Annotated in this window: 24 protein-coding genes, 1 tRNA gene and 1 other annotated feature; of the genes, 1 reads left to right on the top strand and 24 read right to left on the bottom strand. The window is 31.9% G+C overall.

The features are described 5' to 3' along the window. Window positions 1–19: 19 nt before the first annotated feature. The 19 genes from rplK to KQI41_RS04275 all read right to left on the bottom strand — a co-directional run bounded on the left by rplK (window position 20) and on the right by KQI41_RS04275 (window position 15519). Window positions 20–445, bottom strand: coding sequence for a 50S ribosomal protein L11 (rplK, locus tag KQI41_RS04365; RefSeq protein WP_154442952.1), 426 nt, complete (start codon window positions 443–445; stop codon window positions 20–22). A gap of 94 nt (window positions 446–539) precedes the next feature. Further along, the gene (gene nusG, locus KQI41_RS04360; protein ID WP_216584920.1) at window positions 540–1055 is read right to left on the bottom strand and encodes a transcription termination/antitermination protein NusG; all 516 of its coding nucleotides are present in this window, start codon (window positions 1053–1055) and stop codon (window positions 540–542) included. A gap of 69 nt (window positions 1056–1124) precedes the next feature. After that, complete coding sequence (gene secE, locus KQI41_RS04355) at window positions 1125–1328, bottom strand: preprotein translocase subunit SecE (protein WP_154442954.1); 204 nt, start codon at window positions 1326–1328, stop codon at window positions 1125–1127. A 29-nt stretch (window positions 1329–1357) separates the two neighbouring features. After that, entirely contained in the window at window positions 1358–1507 is a 150-nt protein-coding gene (gene rpmG, locus KQI41_RS04350) for a 50S ribosomal protein L33 (RefSeq protein ID WP_216584919.1), read from the bottom strand. Between the two features lie 278 nt (window positions 1508–1785). Continuing rightward, a complete protein-coding gene (gene tuf / locus KQI41_RS04345) occupies window positions 1786–2979 on the bottom strand; it encodes an elongation factor Tu (RefSeq protein ID WP_216584918.1) in 1194 nt (397 codons plus the stop codon). Between the two features lie 107 nt (window positions 2980–3086). Continuing rightward, window positions 3087–3162 (bottom strand) — tRNA-Thr (locus KQI41_RS04340). 54 nt (window positions 3163–3216) lie between these two features. Then, window positions 3217–3861: an RNA polymerase sporulation sigma factor SigH gene (gene sigH / locus KQI41_RS04335; RefSeq protein ID WP_326828302.1), complete on the bottom strand. Its 645-nt coding sequence runs from the start codon at window positions 3859–3861 to the stop codon at window positions 3217–3219. Between the two features lie 62 nt (window positions 3862–3923). Next, entirely contained in the window at window positions 3924–4466 is a 543-nt protein-coding gene (locus tag KQI41_RS04330) for an NYN domain-containing protein (protein ID WP_154439238.1), read from the bottom strand. After that, the gene (rlmB, locus tag KQI41_RS04325) at window positions 4459–5193 is read right to left on the bottom strand and encodes a 23S rRNA (guanosine(2251)-2'-O)-methyltransferase RlmB (protein WP_154439239.1); all 735 of its coding nucleotides are present in this window, start codon (window positions 5191–5193) and stop codon (window positions 4459–4461) included. The genes KQI41_RS04330 and rlmB overlap by 8 nt, the downstream gene beginning before the upstream one ends. A gap of 182 nt (window positions 5194–5375) precedes the next feature. Further along, window positions 5376–6140 carry an FAD-dependent thymidylate synthase gene (thyX, locus tag KQI41_RS04320; protein WP_154439240.1) on the bottom strand — a complete coding sequence of 255 codons (765 nt, stop codon included), beginning with the start codon at window positions 6138–6140 and terminating at the stop codon, window positions 5376–5378. Window positions 6141–6156: 16 nt separating this feature from the next. After that, the gene (locus KQI41_RS04315; RefSeq protein WP_154439241.1) at window positions 6157–6579 is read right to left on the bottom strand and encodes a Mini-ribonuclease 3; all 423 of its coding nucleotides are present in this window, start codon (window positions 6577–6579) and stop codon (window positions 6157–6159) included. A gap of 3 nt (window positions 6580–6582) precedes the next feature. Continuing rightward, entirely contained in the window at window positions 6583–7980 is a 1398-nt protein-coding gene (gene cysS, locus KQI41_RS04310) for a cysteine--tRNA ligase (RefSeq protein ID WP_154439242.1), read from the bottom strand. Between the two features lie 43 nt (window positions 7981–8023). Further along, window positions 8024–9505, bottom strand: a complete 1482-nt coding sequence (gltX, locus tag KQI41_RS04305; protein WP_154439243.1) for a glutamate--tRNA ligase — start codon at window positions 9503–9505, stop codon at window positions 8024–8026. A 149-nt stretch (window positions 9506–9654) separates the two neighbouring features. Then, the gene (locus KQI41_RS04300) at window positions 9655–9810 is read right to left on the bottom strand and encodes a hypothetical protein (protein WP_154439244.1); all 156 of its coding nucleotides are present in this window, start codon (window positions 9808–9810) and stop codon (window positions 9655–9657) included. 232 nt (window positions 9811–10042) lie between these two features. Beyond that, window positions 10043–11764 carry a proline--tRNA ligase gene (locus tag KQI41_RS04295; protein WP_154439245.1) on the bottom strand — a complete coding sequence of 574 codons (1722 nt, stop codon included), beginning with the start codon at window positions 11762–11764 and terminating at the stop codon, window positions 10043–10045. Window positions 11765–12287: 523 nt separating this feature from the next. Continuing rightward, window positions 12288–12489: a binding site (T-box leader), on the bottom strand. A 34-nt stretch (window positions 12490–12523) separates the two neighbouring features. Further along, window positions 12524–13003 (bottom strand): 2-C-methyl-D-erythritol 2,4-cyclodiphosphate synthase, encoded by a 480-nt coding sequence (ispF, locus tag KQI41_RS04290; protein WP_154439246.1) that lies wholly within the window; start codon window positions 13001–13003, stop codon window positions 12524–12526. A 17-nt stretch (window positions 13004–13020) separates the two neighbouring features. Beyond that, window positions 13021–13761, bottom strand: a complete 741-nt coding sequence (gene ispD / locus KQI41_RS04285) for a 2-C-methyl-D-erythritol 4-phosphate cytidylyltransferase (RefSeq protein WP_154439247.1) — start codon at window positions 13759–13761, stop codon at window positions 13021–13023. An 87-nt stretch (window positions 13762–13848) separates the two neighbouring features. After that, window positions 13849–14943 carry a PIN/TRAM domain-containing protein gene (locus KQI41_RS04280; protein ID WP_154439248.1) on the bottom strand — a complete coding sequence of 365 codons (1095 nt, stop codon included), beginning with the start codon at window positions 14941–14943 and terminating at the stop codon, window positions 13849–13851. Window positions 14944–15012: 69 nt separating this feature from the next. Further along, window positions 15013–15519 carry a CarD family transcriptional regulator gene (locus tag KQI41_RS04275; protein WP_154439249.1) on the bottom strand — a complete coding sequence of 169 codons (507 nt, stop codon included), beginning with the start codon at window positions 15517–15519 and terminating at the stop codon, window positions 15013–15015. Between the two features lie 234 nt (window positions 15520–15753). On the opposite strand from KQI41_RS04275, the gene KQI41_RS04270 reads away from it, so the two are divergent. Beyond that, window positions 15754–16167 (top strand): nucleoside triphosphate pyrophosphohydrolase family protein, encoded by a 414-nt coding sequence (locus KQI41_RS04270; RefSeq protein ID WP_154439250.1) that lies wholly within the window; start codon window positions 15754–15756, stop codon window positions 16165–16167. A 165-nt stretch (window positions 16168–16332) separates the two neighbouring features. Here the strand turns inward: KQI41_RS04270 and radA are convergent, their stop codons facing one another. From radA to KQI41_RS04245, 5 genes are read right to left on the bottom strand one after another with little or no spacing between them, the layout of a single operon-like run. Further along, the gene (gene radA, locus KQI41_RS04265) at window positions 16333–17709 is read right to left on the bottom strand and encodes a DNA repair protein RadA (RefSeq protein ID WP_154439251.1); all 1377 of its coding nucleotides are present in this window, start codon (window positions 17707–17709) and stop codon (window positions 16333–16335) included. Window positions 17710–17762: 53 nt separating this feature from the next. Then, complete coding sequence (locus tag KQI41_RS04260; protein WP_154439252.1) at window positions 17763–20189, bottom strand: ATP-dependent Clp protease ATP-binding subunit; 2427 nt, start codon at window positions 20187–20189, stop codon at window positions 17763–17765. Window positions 20190–20193: 4 nt separating this feature from the next. Continuing rightward, window positions 20194–21219 carry a protein arginine kinase gene (locus KQI41_RS04255; RefSeq protein WP_154439253.1) on the bottom strand — a complete coding sequence of 342 codons (1026 nt, stop codon included), beginning with the start codon at window positions 21217–21219 and terminating at the stop codon, window positions 20194–20196. Then, on the bottom strand, window positions 21212–21727 hold the full coding sequence (locus KQI41_RS04250) for a UvrB/UvrC motif-containing protein (RefSeq protein WP_154439254.1): 516 nt from the start codon (window positions 21725–21727) through the stop codon (window positions 21212–21214). The genes KQI41_RS04255 and KQI41_RS04250 overlap by 8 nt, the downstream gene beginning before the upstream one ends. 15 nt (window positions 21728–21742) lie before the next feature. Further along, entirely contained in the window at window positions 21743–22201 is a 459-nt protein-coding gene (locus KQI41_RS04245) for a CtsR family transcriptional regulator (protein ID WP_154439255.1), read from the bottom strand. Window positions 22202–22235: the final 34 nt, after the last annotated feature.

Genomic DNA, 22235 nt, shown 5'->3' with positions numbered 1-22235 from the left:
CCCACTATTTTCCTAATAATTATTCTTCTACAGTGATTCCCATACTTCTTGCAGTTCCTGCAATCATACTTATAGCTGTTTCAATTGAAGCAGCATTTAAATCTGGCATTTTTAATTCAGCTATTTCTCTAACCTTAGCTTGAGAAAGTTTAGCAACCTTTTTCTTATTTGGTTCAGCTGAACCTGATTCTATACCTACAGCTTTTTTAATTAATACTGCAGCTGGTGGTGTTTTTGTTATAAAAGAAAAAGATCTGTCTTGATAAACAGTAAGAACAACTGGTATTATCATTCCTGCTTGATCTGCAGTTTTAGCATTAAATTCCTTTGTAAATTGCATAATATTTACTCCATGAGGTCCTAATGCAGTTCCTACAGGTGGGGCTGGAGTTGCTTTACCAGCTGGAATTTGTAATTTAACTAAAGCCATAACTTTTTTTGCCATAATACTTCCACCTCCTCGTGTCCTTTGTGGTTTGGCGGGATAAAACCCTCCCACTTAATTATATATATTTAAAAAGCATTTTGCTTTTAAAAACTTATAACTTTTCAACTTGGTCAAAATCCAATTCAACTAGTGTTTCTCTTCCAAACATGGATACAAAAACTTTTACTTTTCTCTTTTCCACATTTAAACTGTCAACATTTCCCATAAAGTTTTCAAAAGGACCTGAGCATACTTTTACTACATCATTTACATTTAAATCCATTGTAGGCAATATAGCTTCCTGTACTCCCAATGCCTTTACTTCTATGTCCGTCAACGGAACTGGTTTAGAACCTGGTCCTACAAATCCTGTAACTCCTCTTGTGTTTCTAACTAAGTACCATGATTCATCATTGATAATCATCTTCACAAGAACATATCCAGGGAAAAGTTTTCTTTCTTTAAGTTTTTTCTTCCCGCCCTTGCTGTCCATATATTCTTCAGTAGGCACAGCTACTTCAAATATATCATCTCTCATACCTCTATTCTCTACCATCTTCTCAAGGTTAGCCTTAACCTTGTTTTCATGACCTGAATAAGTATGGACTACATACCATCTTGCATCCATAGCCCTTTCTTCCCTACTTTTCTCCGTCATAAATTCAGGAACCTATTGTTCCTTCCCTCCCTCTTGTAACTAAATTATAAATTGAAGACCACCATGTATTATTAAGTCTAGTACCCATACAATAATAGCTACAATAACACTAATCATTATAACTATTCCTGTATAGTTTATTAATTCTTTTTTACTAGGCCAAATTACTTTTTTCATTTCAGATTTAACGCCTCTGAAGTAGGTGGACATCTTTGTTTTTTTTGTGCCTGTTGGCGCTGTCATAACACTCACATCCTTACCTTGTTATAGTATTATTTAGTTTCTTTATGAGCAGTATGATTTTTGCAGAACTTACAATATTTTTTTAGTTCAATTCTCTCAGTATTGTTTTTCTTATTCTTAGTAGTATTGTAATTTCTTTGTTTACATTCTGTGCAAGCTAATGTGACTCTATCTCTCACTTAAAACACCTCCTACAAACGCTATATATATGTTAAGCTATCGCTTTCGGGTACTTTTCCCCATCTTTAACAACGTTACTAATATAAACTATCATAAATTAAAAACTATGTCAATAAAAAAAGTTTCTATCAAAGCATTATAATATAACTTTTTTTCAAACCATATAGCTCAAATCAATTTTATATAACTTTCTTTTAAACATTATTCCTTTTTTATTAAAGTATTATTCTAACTTTATCCAGAAAAAAGACCAGGTCAAAAGACCTAGTCTTTTTTATTATGCAAGAACTTTAGTTACAACTCCTGAACCTACTGTTCTTCCGCCTTCACGAATTGAGAATCTTAATCCTTCTTCTATTGCTATTGGAGTAATTAATTCTATTGTGAATTTTGCATTATCTCCTGGCATTACCATTTCTACGCCTTCTTCTAATTTGATATCGCCTGTTACGTCTGTTGTTCTGAAATAGAATTGTGGTCTATATCCGTTGAAGAATGGAGTATGTCTTCCACCCTCTTCTTTTGATAATACATATACTTCTGATTCAAATTTTAAGTGTGGGTTTATTGATTTTGGCTTTGCTAATACTTGACCTCTTTCGATTTCGTTTCTTTGAACTCCTCTTAATAAGGCTCCTATATTATCTCCTGCTTGGGCTTCATCTAGTAGTTTTCTAAACATTTCTACTCCTGTTACTACTACTGTTCTTGCTTCTTCTGCTAATCCAACGATTTCTACGTTGTCTCCTGTTTTTACGATTCCTCTTTCTACTCTTCCTGTTGCTACTGTTCCTCTTCCCGTTATTGAGAATACGTCCTCTACTGGCATTAGGAATGGTTTGTCTGTATCTCTTTCTGGTTGTGGAACATATGCGTCTACTTCTTCCATTAGTTTAACTATTTTGTCTCCCCATGGTCCGTCTGGCTCTTCTATTGCTTTTAATGCTGAACCTACTACGATTGGTGTTCCATCTCCATCAAAGTCATATTCTGATAATAATTCTCTTACTTCCATTTCTACTAATTCGATTAACTCTTCGTCATCTACCATATCTTGTTTGTTTAAGAATACTACTATCTTTGGTACTCCTACGTTTCTTGATAATAGGATATGCTCTCTTGTTTGTGGCATTGGACCATCTGCTGCTGATACTACTAAGATTGCTCCATCCATTTGTGCTGCTCCTGTTATCATGTTCTTAACGTAGTCAGCGTGACCTGGGCAGTCTACGTGTGCATAGTGACGATTTGCTGTTTCATATTCTACGTGTGATGTAGATATTGTGATTCCTCTTTCTCTCTCTTCTGGTGCTTTATCTATGTTGTCATAGCTTATTGCTTCTCCTGAACCAAATCTTTTGTTTAATACCATTGTTATAGCTGCTGTTAATGTTGTCTTACCATGGTCTACGTGTCCTATTGTTCCTATGTTTACGTGGGGTTTAGTTCTTTCAAATTTTGCTTTTGCCATTTCGGTATTCCTCCTTAATATTTATATTTTAATAATTTTACTTTAAGTCTTTTTAGAAACATTCTAAGAAAACTCGTCCTGGTGTTTCATGACTTGTAAAAAAAATGTGGAGCCCACGACCGGACTCGAACCGGTGACCTCTTGCTTACCATGCAAGTGCTCTACCTCCTGAGCTACGTGGGCATTTTCACTCACTGTTTGTTATTTTACTATTTACCTTTAAAATTGTCAAGCCATTTACATCTTATTTTCTAGTATTCCCTCTAATTTCCTTTTTACCCTTTGTAAAGCATTATCAATACTCTTTACATGTCTGTCTAAGTTTGCTGCAATTTCTTGATAGCTCATTCCATCTACATAGGACATTAAAACTTCCCATTCTAGTTCAGATAATATTTCTCCTATTTTGCCTTCCATAAAATCTAGTTCTTCCCTACCTATCATTAACTCTTCTGGGTCTGATGTATTTACACCAGTAACAATATCTAGTAAAGTTCTGTCGGACTCCTCATCGTATATAGGTTTATTAAGAGAAACATAAGAATTTAATGGAATATGCTTTTGTCTAGTAGCAGTTTTAATAGCTGTAATAATTTGTCTCGTGATGCAAATTTCTGCAAAGGCTTTAAATGAAGCAAGCTTGTCCTTATCATAATCGCGAATAGCCTTGTAAAGACCTATCATGCCTTCCTGTATAATATCTTCTTTGTCAGCACCTATTAAGTAATAAGATCTAGCTTTGCATTTTACAATATTTTTATATTTATTGATTAAATATTCCAATGCCATATCATTATCAGCTTTAGCAAATGCCACTATTTCTTCATCACTCATATTCATATAGGTGGTTAATTCCATGTCGTTATACAAACTTAAATGCACCAATAATCCCCCCAGCATAGATGTTAAATTCTGTCAACTTTATTATATTCAATAGTTTTTTATTAGTCAAGGTCATTTGAATTACTAATTAGATTATTCAATCTTTTTATAGTTTCTTCATCTAATCTACCTAGTAATAAATCATTTTTCTTATTTTCATTGCTTCTTTTTCGTTTCATCAGTTTTTTTTGGTTGAATATTTCCATCTCCAATTCTCTTGCAGATACTCTAGTGCCTCCACGACCTAGTATAATCTGTTGTTCCATCCAATCTGATGTAGCTACCCGTACTGTTTTTATTCTGCCTATTTCATCTAGTTTTTTCTCTATATATTGATCTGCTGTTTCATTTTCTTTAGTATATATTACTTCCAACCCATTGTGGCTCTCCTGTGCTCCATAATTCCCTTTTACTAAATGTGCATCAAATACAACTATTACTTCAATACCAGAATAATGCTTATATTCCATCATAATTTCTATGAGTTCATTGCGTGCTTCTTCTAGGTGCGCTTTTTTTAGATTATTAAACCTGTCCCATGAATTAATAATATTATATCCGTCAACAAAAAGATATTCTTTAATCTTTTTATTTCTTTTAGCCATTGCTTTGTCTTACTACCTCATACATTAATATAGATGCCGCATTAGAAGCGTTTAAAGAAGATACTTTACCTAGCATTGGAATTTTAACTAGTACATCACATTTCTCTTTAACTAGTCTGGAAATCCCTTTCCCTTCATTGCCTATTACCAATGCTACTCCACCATTTAAAGATGTTTTATAATAATCAGCACCAGTCATATCTGCACCATAAATCCATAGGCCCTTTTCTTTTAACTCCTCTATTGCATTGACAATATTATTTACTTTTGCCACAAGCATATGCTCTACTGCTCCAGCAGAACTTTTGTATACCGTTTGATTAACTGCTGCAGAACGTCTTTTAGGAATAATTATCCCATGAACCCCTGCACATTCTGCTGTTCTAATTATGGAACCCAAATTATGTGGATCTTCTAATCCATCTAAGATTACAACAAAGGGTGGCTCTTCTTTTTCTTTAGCCTTATTTAATATATCATCTATATCTACATAGGTATAGGAGGTAACTAAAGCAACTACCCCTTGATGTGCATTACCTTCTGATAAAGAGTCAAGTTTATTTTTATCCACTTGTTGAATTACAATATTTCTATCCTTTGCCATACCAATTATTTTATTTATGGAGCCTTGGAGTTCTCCTTTTAAAATATATAGTTTTTCTATTTCTCTGTCTGTTTTAAGTATTTCTAAAACAGGATTTCTTCCTACAACATATTGAAAATCCATTTATTCACACCTTTCTTTAATTCAGTGAATAACTAATAACTAATGGTGAATAGTTGTGGTAGTTTCAAGCGAACTTGAAACTATTGACTTACCTTTTCCAAGAATGACATATCTTTCGTTTTTCACTCTTCACTGTTTCTTAACTATTCACCTTTCACTATTCACTCTTCACTATGTTTTAACTATTCACTGGTTCTAAACCTTTCCCTAACTTCAACCATTTTTCCACAACTCATCTTTCCTTCCGGACAAGGTCCATTCACACATCTAGGACCTGCATTTTTAAATAGTATTGGATATACTTTTCTAACTTCTTTTAACATTGATGTTGCAAGACTTCTTATTTCCCATTGAGCCCTATTACAGCATCTTAAATTAAAGAAATTAAGCAATGACCTTGCATTCATAGTAATTACTATTTTGGTTTCGCAGGCATTTGGAAAAATATATCTAGCATCTTCTATAGATTCTTTTTCTGCCTTGTTTTTAGATTCCTTTTCTGAAAATCCTTGGTTTATATATTTATTATAATGTTCTTGAAATAATATTTCAGTTATTTCATTATAATACTTTTGGTCATCTTCCATTGCCTTTATAAACAATTCTTTAGCACTTTTATTACTTGAAATATTAGGTGGTATTATATATTCAAATTGTTCAAGTTTTACATATCTTTGGGATTGCTGAGAAAAACTTGCAATTCTATGTCTCACCAATTGATGAGTCAATGTCCGTGATACTCCTTCAATTCCGAATGTAAAGCTAATATGTTCTATTGGACTTTCATGGTTTAAATCCATTAAGAGAGATAAAAAGGACTCAACTTTTTCTTCGTCTAAACTTTCTTCAATTTCATCAATCCCTACAGGAGAGTAGCATAGTTTTGCAGCTGATGCAACTAACTTTTCACCATCAGGTGTATATCTTAAAAGTTTTACCTTTAACATTTCAACCCCCCTCTATTTATTCAATATCCATATTTGAAATCATTTCAAATATTTCAGATATTCTTTCATCCTTTTTTTGTAAATAAAGATACCCTATTAACGCCTCAAATCCTGTAGCATATTTATAATCTATCATATTTGCATTTTTAGGCATTGTATGTGATTTAGCATTTCTTCCTTTTTTTACTATTGTTTGCTCTTCTTCACTAAGGTCTTCCTCCAATATATGGACAATATTTGCTTGTGCCTTAGCTTTTACATATTCAATTGTTGCTTTATGCAGTTTATTTACTGGAAGTTTTTTTTGCAGTAAATAAGTTCTCACTAATAATTCATATACTGCATCGCCTATATAAGCAAGCTGCAAAGGAGACAGCATAGCTATATCCTCTGCAGTTAATTTTTGGTTTGTTTTTCTAAATAAATTGTCTTTTTCCATAATCTACACTCGTTTCCATTTCACACCCTCTTGGGTGTCCTCTAAAACTATTCCTTTTTCTTTTAATATATTTCTAATTTCATCAGCTAGTTTGAAATCTTTATTTTTTCTTGCTTCAGTTCTTTTTTCAATAAATTCTACTATTTCTTCTTCTAGGATTTCTTCCTTTTTATTTAATATTCCTAGAACATTACATAATTCCATAAGAAGATCATAAGTTTTTCGTATCAATTCTTTAGAGTTCTTTTCATTTACATGGGTATTGGCATATTTTACTAGCTCAAATACTGCTGCAATAGCATCTGCAGTGTTTAAATCATCTTCCATACTCTCTATAAATTCTTCTTTAAATTTCTCGATTTCTTTCAGATGATTATCTTCTTCTTCATTTAATTCTCTATCTTCAGCCTTGTCATATAAATATTCTAAATTTTTCTTGCCATTATATAGCCTTTCTAAAGCATTTTCCATTTGATACATTATTTCTCTAGTAAAGTTTATAGGAGATCTATAATGTGCAGATAATAGGAAAAATCTAAGAATCTCCAAGTCAAATTCCTCTCCAACTTCTTTTACAGTAAAAAAATTACCTAAGGATTTTGACATCTTTTGATTTTCTACATTTAACATAGCATTATGCATCCAGTAATTAGCAAAGGGCCTCTCCGTTAACGTCTCAGACTGAGCAATTTCATTTTCATGGTGTGGAAACTGAAGATCATCTCCACCTGCATGTATATCTATTGTATCTCCTACTAAAGTCCTAGCCATTACAGAACACTCTATATGCCATCCAGGTCTACCTAATCCCCATGGACTTTTCCATGATGGTTCTCCTTCTTTAGCCTTTTTCCATAATGCAAAATCCATAGGATTTTGTTTTTCATCACTTACTTCAACTCTAGCACCACTTAGTAAATCCTCAATATTTTTCTTGGATAATTTACCATAATCCTTAGCACTATTTATATTAAAATAAACATTTCCATCTACATTATAGGCTGCATCTTTTTCTATCAAAGCTTCTATAAATTCTATCATTGGCTGAATAAATTCTGTAGCTTTCGGATGTATAGTTTTTTCTTCATATACATTTAAGCCTTTTGTATCATTCATAAAAGCTTCTATATATCTCTCGGATATTTCTTTAAATGTAGTATTTTCTTCATTTGCTTTGCTTATTATTCTATCATCAATATCTGTGAAATTTGAAATATATTTAACCTCATATCCCCTATACATAAAAAATCTTCTTAAAGTATCAAATATTACTATGGGTCTAGCATTTCCAACGTGTATATAGTTATATACCGTTGGTCCACAGGTATACATACTAACCTGTCCTTCCACTACTGGTATAAATTCTTCTTTTTTTCTTGTTAAAGTATTATAAATCCTCATACCTAACCTCCTTCTTTTTTAGTGAAGGGTCTTTTTCTTTTCACTAAATATAATTCTTCTCTACATACTCAATTCTCTTTATTATATTTTCTTTCCCTAGTAAAACTAGTATATTCACAAACTCTGGTCCGTGTGCTGTTCCTGTTAAAGCTACTCTTGCTGGCATAAATAAATTTTTGCCTTTTACTCCAGTTGCTTTTTGGATTAGCTTCATAAATCCTTTAGCATATTCTTCATCTACTACTTCTACATTGTTTAACTCTTCCTTAATAGCCGTAAGTACAGAGCTTACTTGTTCACCTTTTATTATTTCCAACGCATCTTCTTCGACTATCTCTACATGATCTTTAAATATGAATTCTACTTTTTCCACTACATCACTTATAGTATCTAAACTCTCTTGAACAGTATGAACCAATAATTTAAGCCAATCATATTTATCTCTAGTAAAAGATTTGTCAATTAAACCAGCTTCTGTTAAATGAGGAATAGCCAAATCTGTGATTTTCTCCACAGACGAACTTCTTATATAATGTCCATTTACCCAGTTTAATTTATCTTTATCAAAAATTCCACCTGTTTTTGATACTCTTTCAAAGGAAAACTTGTTTATTAATTCTTCCATAGATAATATTTCTTCATTATCTTCTGGACTCCATCCCACCAATGCTAAATAATTTACTAATCCCTCTGGTAAATATCCCTTATCTCTAAAATCTTCTACAGAAACATCTCCTTGACGCTTACTTAATTTCTTTCTGTCTTTATTTAAAACAGTAGGTAAATGCACATATGTTGGTTTTTCCCATCCAAATACTTCATATAAATAAATATGTTTTGGTGTAGAAGGCAGCCATTCTTCTCCTCTAACTATATGGGATATTTTCATTAAATGGTCATCTACTACTACAGCCATATGATAAGTTGGATATCCATCAGACTTCAGTAGTACTTGATCGTCAATATCGTCAGTATTTATTACAATATCTCCCCTAACTAAATCGTGGAACTTTATATCATAGTTCTGAGGTAATTTTAATCTAACAACATATTCTTCACCATTGGCAATTCTTATTTTTGCTTCTTCTAAAGAAATATTTCTACAGAATCCATCATATTTTGGAACTAGACCCTTAATTTTTTGTTCCTCACGAACACTTTCAAGTCTTTCTTTAGAGCAGAAACAATAATAAGCATGACCTTTTTCAATAAGTTCATCTACATATTTCTTATATATATCTAATCTTTCAGATTGAATATATGGACCATAATCTCCTTTTTGAACAATCTTTCCATCTTCCACAAATATTCCTTCATCATATTCTATTCCGGCCCAATGCAAAGACTCTATTAAATTCTCTATAGCTCCTTCAACAAATCTAGTTTGATCAGTATCTTCTATTCTCAAAATAAACTTTCCATTATTGCGTCTAGCAAATAGATAATTGTATAAAGCAGTCCTAATAGAGCCTATATGTATGAAACCCGTTGGACTTGGGGCAAATCTTAATCTAATTTCTTTCAAAACTGTTACCTCCTTAAATTAATTATATTATATTATATATCACCAGTTCATTACTGTAAACTCTCTATCTAAATAAGTAAAAATACTATAGTAAAAAATCTTTGAAAAGATTTTACTATAGTATTGCCCATTTTAAAAATATTATGGTTTTAAGATTCTAAAGAGGATTTTTCTTCTATAAACTTTTCTTTTATCTTTGAGTGTAGTATAAATTCTTCTTCTGTTATTAAATCATTTGTTTTCAGTACCTCTAATATACAAATAAATTCTTCACATACCTTAGCCAATTCTAAACCTACATTCATAACTCCCTCACCTTTCATTAGTATTATAATATATTTTTATTATTTACCTTATGTTTATATTTCTTAGAAATTACTTAAATGCTTGAAAACAATGTTTTATTTTAGATATTTTTTAGCCTTCTCCATGTTTGAATCTTCTGAAATATTATACTTATATATATTCGACATAATTTAAAAAATTCCTTCTTTTATAATAAAAAAGATAGTCCCCTTGGACTATCTTTTTATCATACTATAATTTCAAACCCTCTTTAGTAAATTCTTCTTCTATTAAAGATATTAATTTATCTACTTCTACTTCTTGTTTATCTTCTTCTCCTCTAACTGAGTATTCTACAATAGATTCTCCTGCTTTTTTTCCTACAGTTATTCTAATTGGAATTCCTATTAAATCTCTATCTTTAAATTTAACTCCTGCTCTTTCATTTCTATCATCTATTATAACTTCAACACCTAATACTCCTAATTCTTGGTATAACTTTTCACCTAAGTTTACTTGACTTTCATCCTTTGTGTTTACTACAGTTATAATTACATGATAAGGAGCTACAACTAATGGCCATATTATACCATTTTCATCATGATATTGTTCTACAACTGCTGCCACTGACCTAGAAACTCCTATACCATAACATCCCATTACAAATGGCTTTTCCTTACCATTTTCATCTAAAAAGTTAGAATCTAAAGCTGATGAGTATTTAGTACCTAACTGGAATATATTTCCTACTTCAATTCCTCTTTCCATTTTAAGCTGCTCACCACATTTAGGGCATATATCTCCTTCTCTTACTAAAAGTAAATCTTCTACTACTTCTCCTGTAAAGTCTCTACCATAATTTACATTTTTTAGATGGTAATCTGTCTCATTTCCACCTACTATTAAATTTTTCATTTTGGCAATTCTAGAATCTACTAGAACTTTAACTCCCTTCTTAATTCCTACTGGCCCTGTAAAGCCTTTATTTGCTCCAGTTATATCTAGTATAATTTCTTCATTGGCTAATTCTAAATCATGTTCTCCTATTCCTAAATAATTACATAACTTAGTTTCATTTAGTTCTCTATCTCCTGGGATGATTGCAACTATTGGTTCTCCTATATTATATACCAACGCTTTTCCAAATCTGCCATGATCAATGCCAAAGAATTCTACTAAAGATTCAATAGTAGTTACATTTGGAGTATGAACTCGCTCCATATTTAATTCTTCTTCTATTTCATTGTTTACTTTATATACTACATCTGCCTTTTCATCAGTAGCTGCATAGTTGCAATTATCGCAATAAGCAACCAAGCTTTCTCCTGCTTCTGACATTGCCATGAATTCGTGAGATATTTTTCCTCCCATGGCTCCTGTATCTCCTTGAACTACTTTATATTTCAGTTTAAGCCTTGTAAATACTTCATCATAAGCTTCCCACATTATTTGATATGATGTTTTCATATTTTCTTCATCTACATCAAAGCTATAGGCATCTTTCATTATAAATTCTCTACATCTCATTAAGCCAAATCTTGGTCTTTTCTCATCTCTATATTTTGTTTGAATCTGATAAAGATTTAATGGAAGTTGTTTATAAGATTTTACTTCATCCTTTATTAAATCTGTAAAATATTCTTCATGGGTAGGTCCAAGGCAGAATTCCCTACTGTTTCTATCTTTAAGTCTAAACATTTCTGGACCAAAATTTTCCCATCTTCCAGAAGCTTCCCATATTTCCTTTGGTTGAATTGCAGACATCAATAATTCCTGAGCACCTGCCCTATCCATTTCTTCCCTAACTATTTGTTCTACCTTCCTTATTACTCTATATCCCATTGGAAGATAAGAATACACACCACTAACTAATTTTCTCATCATACCTGCTCTTAAAAGTAATTTATGACTTGCTATTTCTGCATCTGATGGCATTTCTCTTAAAGTAGGTATATAAAATTTTGACATTCTCATAAAAATCACTCTCCTTATATTTATATAAAAAATTAAAAATGTTGACTAGGTTATAAATTTGTTGACTTAGTTAAATTCAGTTGTTTGATATGGTGACTACGCAGTTTCGAAATCCCAATTTATTTACTCGCTATGTTCTTATGAATTTGGTTCTCGTTGCCTTTTTGTCCAATGAGCATAGCGAATTGTAGATAAAACGGACAGAGTAGGTACGTTTGACCTACCATCGATTTGTTACCTTCGTTAAATTCAATTGTTTGACACGGTGGCTACGCAGTTTCGAAACTCAAATTCATTTACTCGCTATGCTCGTATGAATTTGGTTCTCGTTGCGTTTGACCTACCTACAGTTTGTTGACTTCGTTGAGTTGGATTGTTTGATGCAGTGACTACGCAGTTTCGAAACACCAATTTATTTACTCGTTACACTCGTATAAATTGGGTTCTCATTGCGTTTGACCTACCATCGATTTGCAAAAAACGCAAATCGGGTTAGGTCATAAAAAAAGCCTTTCATCTCTTTGTAAGAGACGAAAGGTTAAATTCCGCGGTACCACTCTAATAAACCTAAACAGGTTCACTCAATAGTTATAACGCACAACCGTTTAAGCTTTTGGCTTAAATGCTCTGGGGTAGGTTCAATATTAGGAAGGACAGAAGTTTTCCACCATTTAACTTCCTCTCTAGGACCTATAATACTTACTATTTCCCTTCTTTGCTAGGATATTATACATATTATACTAGTACTATTATATTGTGTCAATTATTTTCTTTTTTAAGCATACAAACACTATAGGAAGATATTCCCTCTTCTCTTCCTTCAAAGCCTAACCATTCTGTAGTAGTGGCTTTTACATTTATATTGTCTATGGAAGTATGTAAAGTATTGGCAATATTTTTTCTCATTTCCTCTATATAAGGAGCTAATTTAGGTCTTTGAGCCGCAACAGTTACATCTATATTTCCAATAGTATATCCTGCTTCTTCCATAAGTTCGTAAACTTGAGACAAAAGATAAATACTTGATATATCTTTATATTTATTATCAGTATCTGGAAAATGTTTGCCTATATCACCTAAAGCTAATGCCCCTAGAATACTGTCCATTACAGCATGAACTAAAACATCTGCATCAGAATGACCTAATAGACCTTTTTCAAAGGTCACATCTACACCACCCAGTATTAACTTTCTGTTTTCTACAAGTTTATGAACATCATAACCAAATCCAATTCTCATATTATCACCTATTTCTATTATCTACTTTGAAATACAAACTCTCTTCTGTTAAAAATCATATCCCTGTCTTTGATTAAGGACTCTGCAAGAATAATATCTTCTGGGGTAGTAATCTTTATATTTTCATAACTTCCCATAATCATCTTAACATTATAACCAATTTCCTCAACAATTGAACTATCATCAGTTCCAAAAAATCCAGTGGACATTGCATTTTCATAGCCTTTAACAAGTATTTCTTTAAAGAAACATTGTGGAGTTTGGGCGGCCCAGATTAGATTTCTTGGTGGAGTATCATCTATATTATTTTCACTGCCTACAATCTTTATTGTATCCTTTACAGGTACTCCTATGACACAAGCCCCATGGTCTATTACACCCCTTATACCATCTTCAATATTTTCATTTTTTACAAAAGGTCTAGCACCATCATGGGTAAGCACTATATTTGAGCATTCATTTAAGGCTAGTATACCATTATATACCGAATCCTGTCTTTCCTTTCCACCTCTTATTATATTAGCAACTTTATTAAATTTATATTTTCTAACGATTTCTTTTCTACAATATTCAATTTCCTCTTCTTTTGCTACTAAAATTATTTCATCAATGTATCTGCATCTTTCAAATTTTTCTATTGTATGAGCTAATATAGGCTTGCCACCTATTGCAATAAATTGTTTATTGATTTTGCTTCCCATTCTATTACTCATTCCAGCAGCAGCTATGATTACAGATACATAGTAGTCTTTATACATCATCTCACCTCTTAGAGTATTATAACATAGTACATTATAAATAAATATATTATTTTTTATACCAAAAATAAAAGACCCCTAAGGGTCTTAAACTGCTCTATCTACCATTGACTTTGGCTTGGCAAATATCATTCTACCCGCAGATGTTTGGAGTACTGATGTAACTACTACATCTATGGTTTCACCTATGAACTTTCTACCGCTTTCTACAACTATCATGGTTCCATCATCTAAATATGCAAGACCTTGACCTAATTCTTTTCCATCTCTTACTACCTGCACAAGCATTTCTTCTCCTGGAAGTACAACTGGTTTAACTGCATTTGCTAATTCATTTATATTCAGCACATCAATTCCTTGTACTTCTGCTACTTTATTTAGGTTGTAATCATTTGTTATTATTTTCCCTTTAAGTAGTTGAGTTAATTTTAATAGTTTTGAATCTACTTCAGGAACATCTTCAAATTTCTTGTCATGAATTATTACCTCAATGTCTAATTCTTTTTGTATTTTATTCAATATATCCAATCCTCGTCTTCCTCTATTTCTTTTTAGGGAATCAGAAGAATCTGCTATATGCTGTAATTCTGACAATACAAATTCTGGTATAACAAGAGGTCCTTCAATAAATCCTGTTTTACATATATCTGCTATTCTACCATCGATTATAACAGATGTATCTAGTACTTTAGGATATGTTCTATTTTGGGCTTTAGCCCTATCTCTTGGTGTCTTTCTAATGTTGCCTAAAGTTGAAGTTATATCATCCTTTTTCCTATTTGGTATAGATAATCCTAAATATCCAAGTACAACATAAAGAGCTATGGATACTGGAACTCCCACATAAGGTATGCCTAAATTGTTTAATGGCTGAGTTAATAAAAATGCAATTATAAGTCCAAGAATAAGTCCAACAGCTGATATAGCAATATCATATGCAGAAAACTTTTCTAATTCGTTTTCAATCAATCTAACTAACTTTCTTCCTTTGTCAATTATTTTAGATGATAAGGAAAAGAATATAATTCCGAATATAATAGATACACCTAAATATAAGACTAAATTCAGCCATCCTGCCTTATTAATCTGTATAATCTCTAAACTGATGAATAAAGATAAAATACCATATCCTATTAGCATACCTAGTATTCCTATTGCCCCTTTTAAAATTTTACCAATCATCTATTCACCTCCTATATATATTTATTGCCAGTTTTTCTAAAAATAAACCATTTCTTTATACTTTGACAATTATTTTTCTGTAATGTCTTCCTCTTCTTCATGTTTAATAGCCTCTAATACTACTTCTTCAACTTGCTCAACATCATACTCTGATACTAAAACCATTTCTGAAAGCAACATTTGTTTAGCAGAAATTAACATCTTACGTTCTCCCGTAGATAATCCTTTTTCCATATCCATCATCAAAAGATTTCTAACAACAGCTGCAATTTCAAAAATATCACCAGATTTTATCCTATCCATATTTATTCTATATCTTCTGTTCCAATTTTGAGGCATAGATGTTTTATTACCTTTAAGTATAGAAATTACCCTTTCTAAATCCACTTTAGTAATTACTTCCCTAACTCCTACTTCTTCTACATTGTCTACAGGAACCATAACTTTCATATCTCCAATGGGCATTCTCATAATAAAATATTTTCTTTTTTCTCCCAATATTTCTCTTTCTTCAATACCTTCAATAATTCCAGCACCATGCATAGGATATACAACTTTATCACCAATATTAAACATTCCACTACCTCCTATTCACCTTTTCTCTTTATATTATACCTTAAAATGCTGAAATTGTAAAGTTTATATTGTATCATAGTCTCATTTCAGTTGTCAATCATTTTTATTATGTTTTTTTCAACGAATTATAAAAATTATATTTTTTAAATAATTGATAGAAATATTTGACAACTGCTTGTCTCCATAAGTATAATTGAACTATAACAGCAAAAAATTTTGACGGGAGTGGAGAGTATGAGTAATAATATAAATATTGATAAAAATTCATTATGTAAGGATCTTCAAGAACAAGTTTCACAAGTTCTTATTAGGCATAAAAGTATATTAGATATAACTACCAAGCTTGATGAATATAATGCCAGAATTAATAGAGCAGTGGCAAAATCAGTTACTTCTTGCGGATGTATTTCTATCAATGCAAGTAAGCAAGACTTCAGCAACGATAGTTTTGAAGAAATGCTAGATTCAGTTAAGAACCACCTTAATGGGGAAATTTGTAATAGTTGCAAAGAAGTTCTTAGTGGAGAAATTGGTTCCTATATTTTTTACTTGGCTGCTCTTTGTAACTCTTTAGATTTGGATTTAGATGAAATCTTAAAAAGCGAATATAATACAATTAAAACCTTAGGTGTATTTAGCTTAAAATAACAAAAGCTTATGTGAAAACATTAAATGTATCTGTTGTTGATACTCATTAATTGAAAGTTCTTTATAAAATATAAAACTGTAGAACTTTCATATTCGCCATAAAATGGCTATGCCAATTTAAAATTATAATTAAAAAACCAAGCTTAGTATTTAGGCTTGGTTTTCTTAATTAAAAATACTTCTTATAACATCTCTTAAAGTCTCTAATTCTATAATCTTTAAATTATTAGTCTTTATCCCCTTTCCACTATGAGGGGCTACATATGCCTTTTTAAATCCCATTCTATCCAGTTCTCTAAGTCTAGTTTCAAGAGATGGCACTCTTTTTAGCTCTCCTGTTAAACCAACATCAGCTATGAAAACAGTATCATTAGGTATCCCAACAGATTTCACAGAAGATATAATACTCATGAGAACAGCTAGATTAGATGCCTGTTCCTTTAGCTTTATACCTCCAGTAGTTTTGATTACTACATTCTTATCATAAAATTTCATTCCACCTCTCTGTTCTATTATGGATACTAAAGTATTTAATTGCTCTCTCTTTAGACATTCCCCTATTCTTGAAGGATAAGGAGTAAATGAATCTGAAACTAAACTTTCTATTTCTAGAATAATAGGTCTAGTTCCTTCCCTAACTACAGTAATTGCATTTCCTGGCATAACTTTATTGCCTTCTCTTGATGTCATAAAATACTCAGAAGGATTATCTATAGAAATCATGCCTTTATCTGTTATATAAAAGAAACCCATTTCTCCAGTGGAGCCATATCTATTCTTTGTAGTTAATAAGGTCCTTAATTCTTCTCCACTTTCACCTTCTATAATAAGGACTGCATCTACTAAATGTTCTAATGCTCTTACACCTGCTATTTCATCTTCTTTAGTCATCTGTCCAACTAAAATAATTGCTCTAGGCCTGTCTATATTTTTTGCCACCTCTACTAAAGCATTGGCACATTCCATGGTCTGAGTAGGAGAACCTGCTCTAGAACTAGGAAATTCATCTAAAGTAAAAGTTTGAATACTATCAATTATTATTAAATCAGGGTCAACCTCATTTATAATGCCTAAAACATTATCCATACTATTATCAGATATTACCCATACATCATCATTAATTTTTTCTATAATTCTATCAGCACGGCTTTTTATTTGAGACTCACTTTCTTCTCCTGAGGCATATAGAACTTTATAGTTCATATTGGCTAAGTCATTGGCTACTTGTAACAATAAAGTTGATTTACCCGCTCCTGGCTTTGCCGAAAGTATAGTAATTGAATCCTTTACTATTCCTCCACCCATTACTCTGTTAAACTCATTTATACTGGTTACAATCCTATGACTATTTGTAGTCGCTACTTCTTGTAACCTTTTAATTGGTTTTCTTTCTGCTTTTATTTTAGATTTTGAAGTTTCTTTTTTGTCTTCCATCAAAGTCTCTTTAATACTATTCCAAGCACTACATTCAGGACACCTTCCCAAATGTCCGCTACTTTGATAACCACAATTTTCACATCTATATATAATCCTTTTTTTCATATTTATCTCCTAATACATATTTTAGGCGGTCAAAGACCGCCTTTATACATTATCTAAATTTTAAATGCTAATTTATCATTTTCATAATCAATTATAATACTATCGTCTTTAGATACATTTCCCCTTAAGATTTCTTCTGCCAATTCATCTTCTATCATTCTTCTTATGGTTCTCTCAAGAGGTCTTGCTCCATAAATAGGATCAAATCCCTTACTTGCAATATAATTTTTTGTGTTTTCGGATACATTTATTTTTACACCTATACTTGAAAGACGTTTTTCTAAATCCTTTATCATAACTTCCACAATCTCTTTTATGTGTTTCTCCTCTAAGCTATGGAATACTATGGTTTCATCAAGCCTATTTAGAAACTCTGGTCTAAAAGTCCTTTTTAGTTCTTCCGTTATGGTTTCTTTCATCTTTTCATATTCTTCTCTATTATCAGCTTTACCAGCAGAGAAACCTAATACATTTTGCTTTCTAATAGATGTAGCTCCCACATTTGAAGTCATTATAATTACAGTATTTTTAAAATCTACAGTTCTACCCTTTGAATCCGTTAGTCGTCCATCATCTAATATTTGTAAAAGCATATTGAATACATCGGGGTGGGCTTTTTCAATTTCATCAAATAAGACCACAGCATAAGGTTTTCTTCTTATGGCTTCTGTTAATTGACCCCCTTCATCATAACCAACATATCCTGGAGGTGAACCCACTAATCTAGATACTGAGTGTTTTTCCATATACTCTGACATATCTATTCTAATCATAGCCTCTTCATCACCAAATAAAGCCTCTGCCAATGCTTTCGCTAAATATGTTTTACCTACTCCTGTAGGCCCTACAAATATAAAGCTTCCTACTGGCTTTTTAGGGTCTTTAAGTCCTACTCTAGATCTTCTTACTGCACTTGCTACAGCCTTTACTGCCTGTTCTTGGCCAATGACTTTCTCATGTAATATCTTTTCTAAGTTTAACAGTCTCTCACTTTCTTCTGTTGTCATCTTAGTCACTGGTACTCCGGTCCAATTGGATACAACTTTAGCAATTTCATCATATCCGACCTTCATACTTGATATTTGTTTTTCTTGATGCCATTTTACCTTGTTGCTTTCCAGCTCTTCCTTTACTTGTCTTTCCATATCCCTTACTTTTGCTGCTTTTTCATAGTTTTGAGTATTGATTGCCTCTTCTTTTTCTTGTGACAGTTCTTCTAATCTTTCCTCTAAACTTTTAAGTTCATCTGGAGCAACATAAGAATTTATTCTAATCATAGATGCAGCTTCATCTATTAAATCTATTGCCTTATCAGGTAAAAATCTATCAGTTATATATCTGCTAGATAGTTCTGTTGCTGCTTTTATAGCTTCATCTGTTATTTTAACCCTATGATGGGCCTCATATTTATCCCTTAATCCTTCCAATATCTTAATCGTATCTTCTATAGTAGGCTCTTCAACCATTATAGGCTGAAATCTTCTTTCTAAAGCAGAATCCTTTTCTATATGCTTTCTATATTCATCTATAGTAGTTGCTCCTACTACTTGCAGTTCACCTCTGGCTAATATTGGCTTTAAAATATTAGAAGCATCTATAGCCCCTTCTGCAGCTCCTGCCCCTACTATTGTATGAAGTTCATCTATAAAAAGAATAACATCTCCTGCTTCCTTCAATTCTTTCATTACAGATTTTAATCTTTCTTCAAACTCTCCTCTGTATTTTGCTCCAGCTATCATTCCAGGTAAGTCCAATGTAACCACTCTTTTATCCTTTATGATTTCTGGTATATTACCTTCTATTATTCTTTGTGCTAATCCTTCAGCTATGGCTGTTTTTCCTACTCCTGGTTCTCCTATTAAAACTGGATTATTTTTTGTTCTCCTACTTAAAATTTGGATTACCCTTTCTATTTCCTTTGCTCTACCTATTACTGGATCTATTTCTCCTGCTTGAGCCATTTTATTTAAATCTATACTATATTTAGCCAGATTTGGAGTATTAGGATTACTAGATTCTGTATTTTGTCCTCCTTTTTGATTTGCATCTGTTATCATACTAAGAATCATTTCCGTTAGTTTATCTATATCTACTCCTAACTTTTTCAATACAACTATAGCAACACCTTCACCTTCTTCTAATAATCCAAGTAATAGATGCTCTGTACCTACATAATTATGTCCAAGATTTCTTGCCTCTACAAATCCTAATTCAAATATCCTTTTAGTTCTAGGAGTAAATCCTAAAATATCTGCTCCATATTCACCTTGACCTATGGCGGAAATCACTTCGCCTCTAGCTCTATCTAATGTAGCACCTAGTTTGGATAATGCTTTTGCAGCTACTCCTTCTCCTTCTGCAATAAGACCTAGGAGCAAATGTTCTGTACCTACATAATTATGCTTTAGGCTCTTTGCCTCCTCCTGAGATAATAGTATTGCTCTTTGTGCTCTTTCTGTAAATCTTCCAAACATTGCCATATTACTACCCCTCCATATCTATGAATTTATTCCTTATTATTTGTGCCCTATATACATCTCTTTCATCTTTCATCATTTCCTTATTGGAACTTTTTTGTATATTTGCTGGCTGTATGTCTATCATTAGTTTAACTATATCCTTAGGATTAATACCACTTATTATACCTACATCACATCCTAATTTAACATTAGATAAGTGAGCCATTGCCTCTGTAGATGATATAAGTCTACTATAGTTTAAAATACCTAAGGATCTAAATACTTTATCTTCCAACTCTATCTTTTTTCTATCTAACATATACCCTCTAGTACTTCTTTCCCTTGCTACTATTTGTAAAACTACTTTATTTAATTTTTTAATTATATCCTCTTCTTTTTCTCCTAAGGTAATTTGGTTAGATATTTGAAATAAATGCCCCAATGCTTTAGAGCCTTCTCCATAAATCCCTCTAGAGGTTAGCCCTATTTTCCCTAGACCATCTATTATAGTATTTATATGTCCTGTCATAGATAGACAAGGTAAATGAACCATTACTGAAGCTCTAAGACCTGTACCTACATTAGTTGGGCAAGAAGTTAAATATCCAAATTTCTCATGAAAAGCATACTCAATATTTTTTTCCAAATAATCATCTATTTCTGAACAAAGTTCCCATCCTTCGTAGGTATTTAAACCAGATAATAAAACTTGTATACGTATATGATCTTCCTCGTTAATCATTATAGTGGATTTCTCATCATCTCTCAAAAGAAAGCTTCCACTTTTAGTAGTTGTTGCCAAACTAGGGCTTATTAAATGGTCTTCTACAAATCGAGTCTTTTCCAATTGAGATAAATCCTCTATTCTGTAGAATTTATATATATCCTTATTGTCTTTCATAGCATTTAAAACTTCTTCTGTAACAGATTGACCTTCGTCTATAGTCATAAAATCTGGAAACTTATAATTTGATATATTCCTTGCTATTCTAAGTCTAGTGCTAATTACCACATCTTCATCTGTACCTACACTTTCTAGCCATTTAGTCATATTCATCACATCCTTGACTGATATTACAACTTAATCTTTTTATCTCATCTCTTAGAAAGGCAGCTCTTTCAAAATCTTCTTTAACAATAGATTCTTCTAATTCCTTTCTCAAAGAATCAATGGCTTTTTTATGCTGAATTTTGTTACTTGCACCAGCTGGTATCTTTCCCTTATGTTCCGTATGACCATGAATTCCCTTTACTAAGGATTCAACATCTTCCTCAAAGGCTTCATAACATTTATCGCACCCAAATCTTCCTGCCTCTAAAAACTTCTTATATGTTAATCCACATTTTGGACAAGTAATATTTTTAAACTCCTGTTGTCCTTCCTGAACTGAACCTATAAGTCCTGTGAAAATTTTTTGAAATGGAAATGGGAAATCTAAATCAAAATCATTTTTCTTCTTAGCACAACTATCACACAAATGAGTCTCTTCTATATTTCCATTGATTATTTTTGTAAAATGTATAGTAGCATTATTTTTATTACATGATTGACATAACATCAAACCACCTCCTACTTAAATAAGAATTAATAAAATATTCTTCAATATATTTGCCCTTAATTTATTTCTATTCTCTGCAGTTTCCACACTTAAAGCCCTATCTTCCATTACAGACTTTATAATTTTTCCTTCTCTTTCACTTATAAATTCTTCTTCCACTAACCCATCAATTATATGATATGCCTTATTTCTGGTAATGGATTCACCAATAGTATGTGAAATAATATTATTTATGTCTTCATTTATATCTATTCCTACTTTTATAATCTTAATATACCCACCACCACCTCTTCTACTCTCAATATAATATCCTTTATAGGGTGTAAATCTAGTTGTTAATACATAATTTATCTGAGAAGGAGCACAATCAAACTTTTCAGCTAGCTCATTTCTCTGAATTTCAATTGTACTATCTTCTGCTGCTTCTATCATAGATTTAATAAACCTTTCAATTATATTGCTTAAACCAGACATATCAATTCTCCTCTTCTTGACTTTCTCTGACCTT

The sequence above is a fragment of the Tissierella pigra genome (assembly GCF_018917845.1).
In the GTDB taxonomy this organism is placed as follows: Bacteria; Bacillota; Clostridia; order Tissierellales; family Tissierellaceae; genus Tissierella; species Tissierella pigra.
The sequence above is the reverse complement of the archived record's forward strand: the minus strand, read 5'-3'. Positions and strand labels throughout refer to the sequence as shown.

What these genes read in the sequence shown, in the direction of transcription:
- rplK (WP_154442952.1), bottom strand. Translation starts at nt 445, where the DNA reads ATGGCAAAAAAAGTTATGGCTTTAGTTAAATTACAAATTCCAGCTGGT.
- nusG (WP_216584920.1), bottom strand. Translation starts at nt 1,055, where the DNA reads ATGGATGCAAGATGGTATGTAGTCCATACTTATTCAGGTCATGAAAAC.
- secE (WP_154442954.1), bottom strand. Translation starts at nt 1,328, where the DNA reads ATGACAGCGCCAACAGGCACAAAAAAAACAAAGATGTCCACCTACTTC.
- tuf (WP_216584918.1), bottom strand. Translation starts at nt 2,979, where the DNA reads ATGGCAAAAGCAAAATTTGAAAGAACTAAACCCCACGTAAACATAGGA.
- KQI41_RS04330 (WP_154439238.1), bottom strand. Translation starts at nt 4,466, where the DNA reads ATGGCTAAAAGAAATAAAAAGATTAAAGAATATCTTTTTGTTGACGGA.
- rlmB (WP_154439239.1), bottom strand. Translation starts at nt 5,193, where the DNA reads ATGGATTTTCAATATGTTGTAGGAAGAAATCCTGTTTTAGAAATACTT.
- thyX (WP_154439240.1), bottom strand. Translation starts at nt 6,140, where the DNA reads ATGTTAAAGGTAAAACTTTTAAGATATACACCTGATGGTGAAAAGTTA.
- KQI41_RS04315 (WP_154439241.1), bottom strand. Translation starts at nt 6,579, where the DNA reads ATGGAAAAAGACAATTTATTTAGAAAAACAAACCAAAAATTAACTGCA.
- cysS (WP_154439242.1), bottom strand. Translation starts at nt 7,980, where the DNA reads ATGAGGATTTATAATACTTTAACAAGAAAAAAAGAAGAATTTATACCA.
- KQI41_RS04300 (WP_154439244.1), bottom strand. Translation starts at nt 9,810, where the DNA reads ATGAATGTAGGTTTAGAATTGGCTAAGGTATGTGAAGAATTTATTTGT.
- KQI41_RS04295 (WP_154439245.1), bottom strand. Translation starts at nt 11,764, where the DNA reads ATGAGAATGTCAAAATTTTATATACCTACTTTAAGAGAAATGCCATCA.
- ispF (WP_154439246.1), bottom strand. Translation starts at nt 13,003, where the DNA reads ATGAGAATTGGATTTGGTTATGATGTTCATAAACTTGTAGAAAACAGA.
- ispD (WP_154439247.1), bottom strand. Translation starts at nt 13,761, where the DNA reads ATGTATAAAGACTACTATGTATCTGTAATCATAGCTGCTGCTGGAATG.
- KQI41_RS04280 (WP_154439248.1), bottom strand. Translation starts at nt 14,943, where the DNA reads ATGATTGGTAAAATTTTAAAAGGGGCAATAGGAATACTAGGTATGCTA.
- KQI41_RS04275 (WP_154439249.1), bottom strand. Translation starts at nt 15,519, where the DNA reads ATGTTTAATATTGGTGATAAAGTTGTATATCCTATGCATGGTGCTGGA.
- KQI41_RS04270 (WP_154439250.1), top strand. Translation starts at nt 15,754, where the DNA reads ATGAGTAATAATATAAATATTGATAAAAATTCATTATGTAAGGATCTT.
- radA (WP_154439251.1), bottom strand. Translation starts at nt 17,709, where the DNA reads ATGAAAAAAAGGATTATATATAGATGTGAAAATTGTGGTTATCAAAGT.
- KQI41_RS04260 (WP_154439252.1), bottom strand. Translation starts at nt 20,189, where the DNA reads ATGGCAATGTTTGGAAGATTTACAGAAAGAGCACAAAGAGCAATACTA.
- KQI41_RS04255 (WP_154439253.1), bottom strand. Translation starts at nt 21,219, where the DNA reads ATGACTAAATGGCTAGAAAGTGTAGGTACAGATGAAGATGTGGTAATT.
- KQI41_RS04250 (WP_154439254.1), bottom strand. Translation starts at nt 21,727, where the DNA reads ATGTTATGTCAATCATGTAATAAAAATAATGCTACTATACATTTTACA.
- KQI41_RS04245 (WP_154439255.1), bottom strand. Translation starts at nt 22,201, where the DNA reads ATGTCTGGTTTAAGCAATATAATTGAAAGGTTTATTAAATCTATGATA.